Raw genomic sequence first — 12,638 nt, 5'->3', positions numbered from 1 at the left:
GAGTCATCCGACGACGAGCGGGAGTTTCGTCGCCAACTCGCCCAGTTCGGCCTTTTCCGCGTCGGTCGGGGACCGCCTCCCGGTGCCGACGAGCAGTGCGTCCTTGTCGGAGAACGAGGCGGGGAACGCGATCCCGGCGATTTGCTCCAGCATGTCGCGGGAACGGGCGAGGCCCTCTGCGGGTGGTTCCGCGGCGCCTGGGAGGTGGGCGATCAGGTCGAGGTGGTGCAGCGTCGACTCCAAGACGTAGGCGGAGAGGTAGTCGCCTGCGATGAGGACCTCGTCGCGGGTCGGTTCCGTGTCGGCGGGGGTCACGAGGGTGATCAGGACGTCCTGCGCGTCGATGATCAGGTGGCACACCAGATCCCGCACGAGCCACCCGGTGCAGCCGGACGGCTGTGCGAAGTCCTCGTCCCGGAGTTCGGCGACCGCCGTGCGCAACGCCGACCACGAGCGTGAGAAAAGATCCACATCCGCACGGTAGTGCGGGCGTACCGTCGATGTCATGACCGAGGACAACCAGGTTGCGCCGTGGGATGACATCTACCGAGGCGACGCGCAGGAATTTACGGGACCGGTGCCGTGGAACATCGGCGAGCCGCAGCCCGAGATCGCCGGGCTGATCGCGGAGGGCAAGTTCCGCAGCGACGTGTTGGACGCGGGCTGCGGACATGCCGAGACGTCCCTCCACCTGGCGGCGCAGGGGTACACGGTGGTCGGCCTGGACCTGTCGCCGACGGCCATTGCGGTGGCCCAGGCCGCGGTCGCCGATCGCGGACTGACGACGGCGACGTATCAGGTGGCGGACATCAGTTCGTTCACGGGTTTCGACGGCCGGTTCTCCACGATCGTCGACAGCACCCTGTTCCACTCCCTTCCCGTCGACCGGCGGCGCGACTACCTGCACGCCGTCGCCCGGGCGGCGGCGCCCGGCGCGTCCTACTACATCCTGGTGTTCGCGAAGGGCGCCTTCCCCGAGGGGGAAGGACCGAACCCGGTGACCGACGACGAGCTGCGCGAAGCCGTCGCCGAGTACTGGACCATCGACGAGATTCGCCCGGCCTTCATCCACGCGCTGCTCGGCCCGGAGCAGGCCGCGAGCCGGGAGCACGACGAGAAGGGCCGGGCCATGCTGCCGGCGTGGCTGTTGTCGGCTCACCGCGACTGAGTTACGGACGTAGGAGGAATTCTCCGGCGAGTCGGATGGCTTCGCGTGTGCTGTACCCGGGATGGTCCGCGACGATGAAGTGGCGGCCGATCGCGAGCCCGAACATCAGGGTGCTGCGCGCCTCGATCTCGTCGGGGTCGGTGACGAAGGTGCCAAACATTCTCCGCAGGAAGTCCATCCGCTCGTTGTCGATGCGCTGGAGGCGCGTCGCGACGGACCGGTCGTGGTGGGCCCAGGCCCGGATCGCGAGGTCGATCCGTTGAAAGTCCTCCGAGTAGGTCAGTTGCCCCACGCGCCGGATTCTGTCGGCGGGGGTGCCGCCTTCGGCATCGGCTTGGGCGATGACGGCTTTGGTGCAGCGGCGTTCCCACTCGTCGAGCATCTCGGTGAGCAACGCGGGACGGCCGTCGAAGTAGCCGTAGAACCCGCCCTTCGTCACGCCGAGCTCGGCGGCGAGTGTTTCGACGCGGACGGCGTCGGGCCCTCCTCGTGCGAGGGCGTCGAGGCCCGCCTCTATCCAGCGGGTTCGTGTCGTGCGGGCGACGGCGGGAATCGGGCCACCTCCATTGATCGCGTCCGATTTGTACGGTACCGTATAGATCAAATATACGGTGCCGTATAGATCGGGGACGACAGTGCCACGAATAGCAGAGGCCACCTACATCGAGCAGCCCTGGCGCATCCACGAATTCACGAGTGACTTCGATGTCGAGGACGTATGGTCGTTCCGCACTCCCGGAGCCGGGCCCGACGACTTCCCGACGATGCTCGCAGCGATGCGAGCCGCGGGCGGACCCGCGAAGCAGCCCCGGCTGGTGAGGTTCTTGTTCGCCGTTCGATGGAAGCTCGGGGCACTCTTCGGCTGGGACAATCCCTCGACCGGTGTCGGCGAGCGGGTTGCCTCGCTCCGCGACCGCCTGCCCAGCGATCTCCGCGCCGCTCCGCGCGGCCCGGACGACGAAGGCATGCCCCTCACAGCGGTGTACGAACTCGACACGGAGGCCGCCCGCGAGCTGGCGAACAAGACCGTGCACACCGTCATGCATCTCGGCTGGGCGAGCGGAGCGAACGGCGACTACGAGCTGCAGATGACCGTCCTCGTCAAGCCCAACGGATGGTTCGGGCGGCTCTACATGACCGCCATCGCGCCCTTCCGGTACCTCATCGTCTACCCGGCCCTGACCCGGCAATGGGAACGAGCCTGGCGCGACCGCCGTGCGGAGGCGAAGTAGGGAGACATTCGGCCTCAGCGGCTCACCGCGGTTTCGCGCTCGACGCGCGACAGCTTCTCGGGATTGCGCACGATGTAGAGGCCGGTGATCATGCCGTCGTCCATCCGCACCGCCACGACGTCGTCGATCTCCCCGTCGAGCCGGACGATCAGAGCCGGGCAGCCATTCATCTGCACCGGCTCGACCGACACCTCGCCGTCGATACGGGGCAGGCCGGCCGCCAGGAGGCGACCCACCTTGTCGGCTCCCACGATGGGTCGCAGCACAGCCTGCTTGACGCCGCCACCGTCACCCAAGAGGACGACGTCCGGTGCGAGCAGGTCGAGCAGGCTTTGCAGATCGCCCGTCTCGAGTGCCCGTTGGAACGCCTCGAGTGCGTCTCGGGACTCGGCTGGGGATACGACGCCGCGCGGTCGGCGGGCCGCGACATGCGCCCGCGCCCGGTGCGCGATCTGACGGACTGCGTCCGGGCTCTTGCCGACGGCGTCCGCGATCTCGCCGTACTCCAGAGCGAACACCTCACGCAGCACGAACACCGCCCGCTCGGTCGGCGCAAGCGTCTCCAGCACCAGCAGCATCGCCATCGAGACGCTGTCGGCCAACTCGACATCCTCGGCAACATCGGGCGCGGTCAGCAGCGGCTCGGGCAACCAGGGGCCGACGTAGGACTCCTTGCGCCTGCTGAGTGTGCGCAGCCGGACGAGCGCCTGGCGGGTGGTGATCCGGACCAGGTACGCACGCTGATTGCGCACCGTGTCGAGATCGACGCCCGCCCACCGCAGCCAGGTCTCCTGGAGGATGTCTTCGGCGTCGGCGGCCGAGCCGAGCATCTCGTAGGCGACGGTGAACAGCAGGTTGCGGTGGGCGACGAACGCCTCGGTGGCGGGGTCCGAACGGTCGTCCTGGCTCCCGCCGCGATCTGCGGGCGTGGTCTGCGACGTGCCGGCCATGGGTGGCTCCTCTTCACTCTCGACGGTGTCACACACCAGACACCGGGCCCCGCCGTTTTGTGACACCCGAACCGCAGCCGACCGGTGTTGCCCGCTGCCAAATTACGTGACTTCGAGGCAGCGGCGTGAGCGTTTGTCACAAGGATCGGGTCTCCGGCATCTCATGTTCGTCCGGCAACACACAACAACACGAGTGAGGACGAAGTCATGGACCCCCGATTCAACCTGTTCGACAACGAGATCGCCCTGAAGTTCGGCAAGAGGTTCGCCAACGCTGCCCTGGTGATCGACCAATCGTCGCTGCCGAAGGCCACCCAGCACCTGGTCGAGATCCGGGCCAGCCAGATCAACGGCTGCGGCTTCTGCACCGACATGCACACCAAGGACGCCACGGCTGCCGGCGAGACCCAGGTCCGGCTCAACCTCGTCGCAGCCTGGCGCGAGGCCACCGTGTTCACCGAGCCCGAGCGGGCCGCGCTGGCGCTCAGCGAGGAAGGTACCCGGCTCGCGGACGCCCACCACGGAGTGTCCGACGAGACGTGGGCCCAGGTGCGCAAGCACTACGACGACGACCAGATCGCCGCACTGGTTTCCCTGGTCGCCCTCATCAACGCCGCCAACCGGATCAACGTGATCGTGCGCAACCCGGCAGGTTCCTACGAGCCCGGCATGTTCGCCAGTATGACGAGCTGACCGGCACACAACGGCCCGGTGAAGGATCGCCGACCGATCGGCGATCCTCGACCGGACGAGCCGACCAACTATCGCTGTTCCTGATAGGAGACGACCAGAGCCGAGTACGTTCGTGGCATGGGTGACGAGGCAATCGACCCCGAAGTGGCATATGAAGCCCTTTCCGCCGGCGCGCGCCTCGCCCTGCTGCGAAACCCCGAAGGCATCATGCCGCCGCAGTTCATCGGGCAGGTGATGACCGTATGCGGGCAGGAGTGCGTCGCAGGGATCAGTGGTGGAGCTGATTCGGTACCGCAAATGGCGGTACTCCAAGGACCACTTTCCGAATACCTCTCCCAGTGCAGGTGTGTGCTGGACGCCTGGTGGATCTCTTTGACGCCGCAACTCCGGGCGGGCATCCGATGCCGCGAAGCGGTACCCGAATCGTTGACACTGCAATTACCCAAACACACGCCGTGGACCGCGGTGTCCACTCCGTGTTCTCACCTGTTGGTGCGTGACTATCTCGAATTGCAGGCAACGGGACTCGAACTGATGTAGCCGCAGGCGGGAAGATCGCGCGGTCAGTCTGGGATTTTCTTACCTGCAATCATGTCCGGTTCGTAGTCGTCGTGACGGCGAAGCCAACTCATGAAGGGGTCGTCGCCGCGGCGGGGTTGTGGTTCCCAGTCCTCCTGGCGGCCGCGGGCGGTGAGATCGAGCCAGTGGTAGGTGCCGAGGAGAATGTCGGTGGAGCGCGCGTAGCCGGAGTAGGTGTGGAAGATGCGCTCACCCTGACGGAGGAAAGCACTGACACCGTGCTCTTCGCCGCACCAGTCCTTCCAGGCGGGATCCATCCGCTCGAGCTCTGCCAGGTCCTTGTAGTTGTATTCGACCGGTGCGACCGACGCGTCGAGAGTGACGTGGAAGTCGTAGTTGAAGTTGCTGCCGTGCGAGGAGTACCAGGGGAAGGTCCAGCCCATGCGCCGGCGGTACTGCTCCAGTTTGTGCAGCGGTGCGCGCGACACAGCCGCGAACGAGGTGTCCCGGGCGTAGAGGTGATCGAGGGGGCCCACATTGTCCATCGTGAACGAGCAGGACGGGCACCCTTCGTCGGCGTCGGGTTCGAACATGAAGTGGTAGATCAGGAGTTGACTGCGGCCGCCGAACAGGTCCACGAATCCGGCCCTGCCACTGGGGCCGTCGAATGCGTAGTTCTCGGTGATTTCGACCATCGGTAGCGCGCGCCTGGCGGCGTTGACCCGGTCGCGGTGGCGGGTCAGCTCCTTCTCCTGTGCGAGTAGCTCGCGCCGCGCGACGAGCCATTCCTCGCGGGTAGTGACCTGTGGATCGGACGCTGTCATCGTTCGTCTCCTCTCGAAGGGCTAGGCCCTATTCGAAGTGTGCCGGCCTACATCCATAGCTTTGCGGCATCCGATACCAAGGACTGTGCCGGGCGATCTCACCACACGCCGAACACCTTATGCGCCGCGGCTCGTTCACAACCAGTTTGTTTCCGACAAACGTGTGCACGATGAGCGACTTCGAGTGGCTCGCGTCCACCAGGCCGGTGAATACGAAGTCGTACATGGTCAGCAGCCGTCCACAACATTGACAGGACAATCTTTCGAGGTGGTACTCGTCGCCGGCCAGCATGCCCGGCCTCAGGTCCAGGAGCCGCTCCATCTTTGCGATATCGACTTCATCCGATTTCGTCGACTTGGTTTCATCGTCGAGTTCCGCCCGACTCGGCCCCGAACGCTCGAATTCCTCACGGGACAACGAAACAACGCTGTTGTAGTCAGCCATTTCTTCACTCCCACTTCCCAGACATCGGCCCCCTGTTCAACAAGACCGGTTGGTTCTGATCCTTCTCGGCGGCCCCGGGAATGTCACTGGTGGTTCGCTTCTCTAAACGAAACCACCGCGGCCACGTCAGGAGCTCGTGAGGATGACGAGTTGCCGGGTCGCCCGGGTCATGGCGACGTAGCGGTCGACGGCTCCTTCGATCCCCGTGCCGAAGGTGTCCGGGTCGACGAGGACGACCAGGTCGAATTCGAGCCCTTTCGACAGTTCCGGGGTCAGCGACCGGACTCGGGACGTGGCCCGGAACGTCGGATCGCCGATGACGCAGGCGATTCCGTCGGAGTTCGATTCGAGCCAGGTGTCGATGATCGAGGCCAGATCCGACGCGGGTCCGTGTACGACGGGAATGTCGTTGCTGCGGATGGAGGTCGGCACGTTGGCGTCCGGGAGCACGGCGCGGATGACCGGCTCGGCTTCTGCCATGACCTCTTCCGGGGTTCGGTAGTTGACGGTCAGAGAGGCCAGTTCGATCCGGTCGAGCCCGACACGCTCGAGCCGTTCCCGCCACGACTCCGTGAACCCGTGCCGGGCCTGGGCGCGGTCACCGACGATCGTGAAGCTCCGGGACGGGCAGCGCAGCAACAACATCTGCCACTCGGCGTCGGTCAGCTCCTGTGCTTCGTCGACGACGATGTGCGCGAACGTGCGGTCGAGCAGGTCGGGGTCGTTGCTGGACAGCGCGGCTTCGTCGACCAGCATCTCCTGCAGGTCCTTCTGCCGCAGCTGCGTCATCAAACTCTCACCGTCGTCGTAGGCGTCGGACGCGATCAGGTCGTCGATGACCTTGGACCGCTGCTCGCGTTCGGCGGCGACGGCGGCGTGGTGGCGACGCCGGCGTCGTGATTCCTCCGGGTCGCCGAGCCGCTGCCGTGCCGCGTCCAGGAGCGGCAGGTCGGACACCGTCCAGCGCTGGGCGTCCGGGCGTTGCAGCTTCCGAACGTCGTCGGGGCTGAGCCAGGGCGCGCACTTGCGCAGGTAGGCGGGTACCGACCACAGGTCTGCTACGAGGTCGGCCGCCTCGATCAGGGTCCACGTGTTGTCGAGGATCGTGCGCAAATCGCCGTTCTGCTGCAACGACTTCCGGAGCTGAACTGCCGGAACGTCACCGTCGTACTTGTCGATCAGGATCGTGAGCAGCAGTTCCCAGATCTGCTCGCGCGCCTCGTTGTGCGGGGTACCGGGTTCCGGCGCTTCGAAAGCCTCGGCCCAGTCGTCGGCGCTCAGCCAGATGTCGGACCACTCGGTCGCGACCGTCATGCCCTCGGTGGGCGGCTCCTCGTAGAACCTGACGGCCGCGTCGATCGCCTTCACCAGATCCGCGGACGACTTCAGGCGGGCCACGTCCGGGTCGGTTTCGACGTTCGCGGTGGCGCCCTCGGCGACGAGGTCCCGCAGGGTGCAGAGCTGCACGCCCTCCTCGCCGAGGCTGGGCAGGACATCGGCGACGTAGGCCAGGTAGGGCTCGTGCGGACCGACGAACAGCACGCCGTGACGGAGTCGGGGGTCGGAGTAGAGCAGGTACGCGGCGCGGTGCAGCGCGACGACGGTTTTGCCCGTACCCGGGCCGCCGTCGACGACGAGGGCGCCACGCGATCCTGCGCGGATGATGGCGTCCTGGTCGGCCTGGATGGTGCCGAGCACGTCCCGCATCCGGGCCGACCGGTTGCTGCCCAGGCTGGCGATGAACGCGGACTGGTCGTCGAGGGCGGCGTTGTCTGCGAACCCGTCCGGGGTGAACACCTCGTCCCAGTAGTCGCTGACCCGGCCGCGGGTCCAGCGGTACCGGCGGCGGCGTTCCAGACCCATCGGATTGCCGTGGGTCGCACCGAAGAACGGCTCGGCCACGGGGGAGCGCCAGTCGACGAGCAGCTGATTGCCCGCACGGTCCATGAGGCCGAGTCGTCCCACGTACACGGGCTCGGGGTTGTCTGCGCTGACGAAGTGTCCGAGGCACAGGTCCAACCCGTAGCGGCGCAGGGCACGCAGTTCGGCGTTCAGCCGGTGGACCATCATGTCCCGCTCCATCGCCTCCTGGCCCAGCCGGCGAGGTGCCTTGCGCTCGACGTCGATCCGGTGGGACAGGTCGGCGATCGACTGCTCGAGGCTTTCCGCGATGGCCGCGAAGTGTTGCTCGTCGTCGGCGATCAGCGTCGGGTCGGCCTTGGGCGCGAGGTGGTCGGGAAGGTCGAACGCGCTGGTAGTCAATGGGGTCATGTCATCAGCTCCGATCTGAGGTTCGGACGATCGTGTCGAGCAGCAGCGTCGCGGCGACCGTTGCACCGTCGGTGCGGATCGTGCCCGCCACGGCGGCCGCGCGTGCTCCGGTCTCGGGGGTCAGGGCCGCCGTGAGCGCAGGGCCAGGTCTGCCCAGCCACGCGCCGGCGTGCACGACGTCGCGGTCCGGCGGCTCCTGCCACGGGTCGAGGGTCGGTTGGTGTCGAGCGCCTCATCGAACAGCGCATCGCACACTCGCACCTCCGCGCCGAGTGCCTTCAACTGCACCACGAGTCCCACCAACGGTTCGACATCCCCACGCGACCCATACGTCGACAACAACACACGCAATTCGCGACTCCCATTTCCGCAGGTTCTGGCTTCGGCCGGTAATTGTGCGGCACCACCCGGCCCTTGCCGCAAGCCCCCCGGTGCGCTATAAATTGAAAGTGGAAAGGGGTTGGTACCCTCTCCGCTTCCTCGTCCGATTCGGACAAGTCCCGACATCGTCGGCGCGTCGTAGATCGAATACGTTCGCACACCATCGGGCTCACTGATCGCGGAAACGCCGACCGGCCACGGCAGTTGGCGGGATAGACTTCTCGGCACACGCCGCTGGTACGCCCTGGCCTGACGTCTGCCCGTTCGGGCGCAGCCCCCGCCGGGCGCGCCGTGGTGCGGCGCGCGAATCATGTTGTTTCCCAACACTGTGCGACAGGAGCGTCGGGATCATGAGCGTGGAACGAGAGAACAAGAAGACGAACGCGACGGGATCGAGAAGGCGCACCCGGACGTGTTCAACATTCTGCTGCAGCTCCTCGACGACGGCCGCGTCACCGATGCGCAGGGCCGCACCGTCGACTTCGAGAACACGATCGTGATCCTCACCAGCAACATCGGCTCCGACCTGATCCTCGACGGCACCCGCCGGCTGCTGAAGGCGCAGGACATCGGGTTGGACGTGACCACCGCGGCCGAGGACTACCTCGCCGAGGAAGGGTACGAGCCCGAGTTCGGTGTCGGGAGCGCCGCAGGTGACGGCTCGACACCTCCTGCGGAGGGGTAGACATTGCACGTTCCTCTCCCGACCTCCGCCATCCCGAGAGTGGCCGCCGCGGTGGTGGTCGGTATCGCGGCGGGCTTCGTCGGCGGCCTGGTGATCACAGCCGCGTTGGGGGCTCTCGTCGGTATCGCCGCCGCTGCCGCCGTGTTCGTCGTATCCGGTTGGGCGGTGTTGTGGCCGATGGATGCGGCAGCGACTCGCCGCAACGTGGGACGCGAGGATTTTCGTCCGATAGTCGACGAACTGGTCGTGGTGACAGCGGCTTCAGGAGGTCTCGGAGGAATCATCGCACTGCAGGTGGCGGGTGGATCGTCGGCGGGAACCGCGCACGCCGCCGTGGCCCTGATCGGGGTATTCCTGGCGTGGGCTTCCCTGCACCTGATGTATGCGGCCCGATATGCCTTTCTGTACTACGAGGGATCAGGTCATGAAAAGTCGACGGGTGGTATCGATTTCAACTCCACCTCCCCGCCCGCGTTTCGCGACTTCTTCTACTTCAGTTACAACCTCGGGATGACCTACCAGGTATCCGATACCGGCGTCTCGAGTTCGGAGATTCGGGCGGTGGCGCTCCGGCACTGCCTGTTGTCCTACGTTTTCGGTGCAGTCATCCTCGCGACGACGATCAACCTGGTTGCCGGAATCCTCACCAGGTGAGGATCCTGTCCGGATCCGACTGCCCGCAAGGCCGCACGAGTAGGGCCGCCGCACTGGGACTCGCACTGCAACTGTTCCTGCCGTTCGCGCTGGGACAAATCGTCCGCCGACTGGTCGGCGACTGGGTGGCACGACATGGATCCGCATCGAGGTACGTCGGCCGCGAATCGGTCGTGCTCGTCGTGTATTCGGCATTCTCGGCGGGCGAACGTGACGGAGTGTGACACTCGGTCCCGTCCACCGCGTTACTGCAACTGGTGTTGCTGTCCATGATGCTCGTGACGGCCGTGCTCTGGCTCACGCGATTCACCGCAGACCTGCTGCGGTTCGAACGTGCAGACGTGCCGGCCATCCAGTTCTGTGGAACGAAGAAGGCGCTCGTGACCGGGCCGCCGATGGCGGCGGTCCTGTTCGCCGGGCAGCCCGTCGGGCAGATCATCCTGCCGCTGATGGTGTTTCATCAGGTCCAGCTCCCGATGTGCGCTTGGCTGGCGAATCGATATCGGCAACGTGTCGCGTGATGCCTGCGCTCTGACCACGGACGCAGATTTCGGGGCTCGAGAGAACCGCGCATCCAGCGTGTTCCCCGGTGTTAATGTTGATCTACTCGGCCACACCGAAAGGTGCACCTCGATGAGAAGATTCACTCGAAAAGTCGGTGGAACCATCGTGGCGCTGACGCTTACCGCTGCCGCATTCGTCGTGTCACCGCCACCGGTGTACGGATTCGCCGAGGATATTTGCTACACCGAGGACGGTGCCCCACCGCACAACTGCGCTCCGCTGCCCCCCGAATGTCTACTCGACGATCCCAACTCGCCGATCTGCGGCGCCGAGGCGTTCCTCCGCTACGGGTTCACGTTGCGCCGCCCGCTCGGCGGACGCAGTCTCGTGCACTCGGACTCGACGTACATCATCGCCCGCACCGTCGGTTTCTCCGAGCAGGATGCCTACTGGATCGCGGCGTACGACGAAGCGACCGACCTCGGCACGTTCGCCCCCCGCGACATCTTCGGCCGACTCGTCCCCGACGCCGGTGCGCTGACCACCAAGGACATCAGCGGACTGGTCCGCACCCACTTCGCCACCGGCGGGTTCCTCTTCCACTTCCTGCCCACGTTGCGCGGGCCGGCGGATCCCCTGCCCAACGGGCTGCGCCCCGACGTCGACGATCCCCGGCACGAGATCATGCTCACGCACCTGAGGAATTGGGCCATGGCCGGGCCGGGAAGCGACGCGCCGCTGTGCACGGGAGGTTTCACAAACCTCTCGGAGAACGGCGACTATGCCACGGGTGCAACATGTTACGGAGACGCGAATCCCGTGCAGATCAACGGCACGTACAGCCTGGAGACCCCAGCCGCCATCCCGTTCACGAACATGACCGGGCAGCAGGTCATCTCCGACACGGTCCTGTCGTCACAATTCGACTCCTGGGTCGGTGACAACTCCTGGAATGCGCGGACCGGCATCTACATTCACGCGCTCGGTGATCGCATCTCGCACCATGTCTGCACCGACGCCGGCACGATCACGCCGCCGGGACCGGCCGGGCCGGATTTCGGGATCGATCTGAACCAGCCCACCTGCGACCAGGGCCCCCATGCAGTCCGCCACGAATACGAGACGGGTGTGGATTTCGCCGGACTGGCCCCGGAGGACCGAACCACCGAGGCGGCCCTGTCGATGGTGTACGACGAACTCGTCGCCTTCGCGCGGGTGCGGGGAACCCTCGACGAGCGCGCCACGACGCCGGCGACCAAGAGTGCTCTCCTGGCCGACGGCCTCGTACCGGCGCTCGAGATCCGGGAGCCGGTCGAGCGGTTGAACGCCGTCACCGACGTCGGCTGCCGAGTCGGCGTTCCCGCGTTCCCCGGAAATCCGGCGTGCCGCGATTGATCGCGCCCGCCTGCAGTCAGCTGCCGAAGGGGGATGCGCTGTTGGAGTACCGCGCGAAGTCGCCCTGCGCCCCGCTGTAGACGTTGAGGTCGACGTCGCCGTTGACGCCGGCGATGCGACCGGTGCTGGTGTACTGCCAGAACGTCCAGTTGCTCCAGCCGCCCGGGAGGGGTCCGGGCGTGTTCTGACCGTTGTAGTCGGCGATCCACAGCGGGTAGCCGGCGAACTCGTTCGTGTTCGCCATCGCCGTCCGCCAGAAGTTCGGGTACGTGTAGATGATCGGCTGACGTCCGGTGAGCGATTGGACCGTGTTGAGGTAGCGGTGCGTCCAGTCGATCAGGGCCGCGGGCGGAAGCCCACCCGAATGCTCGATGTCGAGGACCGGGGGCATGTCACCCGGACCGTTGATGCCCAGCACCACCGTCGAGTAGAACGCGGCCTGCGCTTCCGGCGACTGGGTGGGGTCTGCGTAGTGGTAGGCGCCCCGGGCGACGCCGGCCACCCGCATGGCGAGGCAGTCCTGGACGAAGAACGGGTTGACGTAGTTGAGACTCTCGGTGGCCTTGACCATCGCGAAGTCGTGGCCGGCGTTGCGGACGGCGAACCAGTCGATCGGTGACCCGCCCGGGTGTTGCCACGAGGCCACGTCCGGACCTCTGACCGGTTCGGCGGCGGCATGCCCCGGCACCGCGGCCGCGAGTGCACCGGCGAGCAGTAGTGGTGCGATCTTGGAGAACCTTCGGACCTTCACCCCGATAGCCATGCGCCCGACAGTAGCGCCTACTTCGGGCGAGTTCTGGTCAACCGCGGGGGTTGCCGGCTTGCGCGACCACAAAACCAGCCCCTCGGTCTGTTTTGTCCAAAAATTTGACCATCGCAGTAGGTTATGCCACTCTTCCCTAGTCAGATCCATAGGT

Annotated in this window: 14 protein-coding genes and 2 pseudogenes; 8 read left to right on the top strand and 8 right to left on the bottom strand. The window is 66.1% G+C overall.

All coding sequences use genetic code 11. From position 1 onward, the window contains the following. Window positions 1-3 precede the first annotated feature (3 nt). A complete protein-coding gene (locus WKC72_RS04880) occupies window positions 4-471 on the bottom strand; it encodes a maleylpyruvate isomerase N-terminal domain-containing protein (protein WP_268788763.1) in 468 nt (155 codons plus the stop codon). Window positions 472-505: 34 nt separating this feature from the next. Here WKC72_RS04880 and WKC72_RS04875 point away from each other — a divergent pair, with 34 nt between their 5' ends. After that, a complete protein-coding gene (locus tag WKC72_RS04875; protein WP_370181889.1) occupies window positions 506-1,168 on the top strand; it encodes a class I SAM-dependent methyltransferase in 663 nt (220 codons plus the stop codon). Window position 1,169: 1 nt separating this feature from the next. Here the strand turns inward: WKC72_RS04875 and WKC72_RS04870 are convergent, their stop codons facing one another. Then, on the bottom strand, window positions 1,170-1,772 hold the full coding sequence (locus WKC72_RS04870; RefSeq protein WP_268788762.1) for a TetR/AcrR family transcriptional regulator: 603 nt from the start codon (window positions 1,770-1,772) through the stop codon (window positions 1,170-1,172). 31 nt (window positions 1,773-1,803) lie between these two features. On the opposite strand from WKC72_RS04870, the gene WKC72_RS04865 reads away from it, so the two are divergent. Continuing rightward, window positions 1,804-2,400: a DUF2867 domain-containing protein gene (locus WKC72_RS04865; RefSeq protein ID WP_037230272.1), complete on the top strand. Its 597-nt coding sequence runs from the start codon at window positions 1,804-1,806 to the stop codon at window positions 2,398-2,400. A 14-nt stretch (window positions 2,401-2,414) separates the two neighbouring features. Here WKC72_RS04865 and WKC72_RS04860 read toward each other — a convergent pair whose 3' ends face one another. After that, complete coding sequence (locus WKC72_RS04860; RefSeq protein ID WP_112299995.1) at window positions 2,415-3,350, bottom strand: RNA polymerase sigma-70 factor; 936 nt, start codon at window positions 3,348-3,350, stop codon at window positions 2,415-2,417. A gap of 207 nt (window positions 3,351-3,557) precedes the next feature. Between WKC72_RS04860 and WKC72_RS04855 the strand changes: the two genes are divergently transcribed. Both WKC72_RS04855 and WKC72_RS04850 read left to right on the top strand, forming a co-directional pair. Continuing rightward, entirely contained in the window at window positions 3,558-4,043 is a 486-nt protein-coding gene (locus tag WKC72_RS04855) for a carboxymuconolactone decarboxylase family protein (protein WP_037230274.1), read from the top strand. A gap of 117 nt (window positions 4,044-4,160) precedes the next feature. Beyond that, window positions 4,161-4,583, top strand: coding sequence for a hypothetical protein (locus WKC72_RS04850; protein ID WP_370181888.1), 423 nt, complete (start codon window positions 4,161-4,163; stop codon window positions 4,581-4,583). Window positions 4,584-4,606: 23 nt separating this feature from the next. On the opposite strand, the gene WKC72_RS04845 is transcribed toward WKC72_RS04850, so the two are convergent. The 4 genes from WKC72_RS04845 to WKC72_RS04830 form a co-directional block, all read right to left on the bottom strand. Next, on the bottom strand, window positions 4,607-5,386 hold the full coding sequence (locus WKC72_RS04845) for a DUF899 domain-containing protein (protein WP_370181886.1): 780 nt from the start codon (window positions 5,384-5,386) through the stop codon (window positions 4,607-4,609). Window positions 5,387-5,414: 28 nt separating this feature from the next. Continuing rightward, a complete protein-coding gene (locus WKC72_RS04840) occupies window positions 5,415-5,831 on the bottom strand; it encodes a hypothetical protein (RefSeq protein ID WP_370181885.1) in 417 nt (138 codons plus the stop codon). Window positions 5,832-5,957: 126 nt separating this feature from the next. Next, window positions 5,958-8,102 (bottom strand): RNA polymerase recycling motor ATPase HelR, encoded by a 2,145-nt coding sequence (gene helR / locus WKC72_RS04835; protein ID WP_370181884.1) that lies wholly within the window; start codon window positions 8,100-8,102, stop codon window positions 5,958-5,960. Window positions 8,103-8,106: 4 nt separating this feature from the next. Beyond that, entirely contained in the window at window positions 8,107-8,277 is a 171-nt protein-coding gene (locus WKC72_RS04830) for a hypothetical protein (protein ID WP_370181883.1), read from the bottom strand. A 591-nt stretch (window positions 8,278-8,868) separates the two neighbouring features. Between WKC72_RS04830 and WKC72_RS04825 the strand changes: the two are divergent. The 4 genes and pseudogenes from WKC72_RS04825 to WKC72_RS04810 form a co-directional block, all read left to right on the top strand. Beyond that, window positions 8,869-9,120: pseudogene (locus tag WKC72_RS04825) on the top strand (AAA family ATPase); the annotation flags it as partial. Window positions 9,121-9,171: 51 nt separating this feature from the next. Continuing rightward, the gene (locus tag WKC72_RS04820) at window positions 9,172-9,822 is read left to right on the top strand and encodes a DUF1345 domain-containing protein (RefSeq protein WP_112300001.1); all 651 of its coding nucleotides are present in this window, start codon (window positions 9,172-9,174) and stop codon (window positions 9,820-9,822) included. Continuing rightward, window positions 9,819-10,343: pseudogene (locus tag WKC72_RS04815) on the top strand (bile acid:sodium symporter). The gene WKC72_RS04820 and the pseudogene WKC72_RS04815 overlap by 4 nt, the downstream one beginning before the upstream one ends. 112 nt (window positions 10,344-10,455) lie before the next feature. After that, the gene (locus WKC72_RS04810; protein ID WP_037230294.1) at window positions 10,456-11,721 is read left to right on the top strand and encodes a hypothetical protein; all 1,266 of its coding nucleotides are present in this window, start codon (window positions 10,456-10,458) and stop codon (window positions 11,719-11,721) included. A gap of 16 nt (window positions 11,722-11,737) precedes the next feature. On the opposite strand, the gene WKC72_RS04805 is transcribed toward WKC72_RS04810, so the two are convergent. Beyond that, window positions 11,738-12,484, bottom strand: a complete 747-nt coding sequence (locus WKC72_RS04805; protein WP_037230296.1) for a glycoside hydrolase family 25 protein — start codon at window positions 12,482-12,484, stop codon at window positions 11,738-11,740. Between the last annotated feature and the right edge of the window lie 154 nt (window positions 12,485-12,638).

Origin of the sequence: Rhodococcus wratislaviensis, assembly GCF_041228765.1 — a bacterium.
Lineage (GTDB): Bacteria > Actinomycetota > Actinomycetes > Mycobacteriales > Mycobacteriaceae > Rhodococcus_F > Rhodococcus_F wratislaviensis.
The sequence above is the reverse complement of the archived record's forward strand: the minus strand, read 5'-3'. Positions and strand labels throughout refer to the sequence as shown.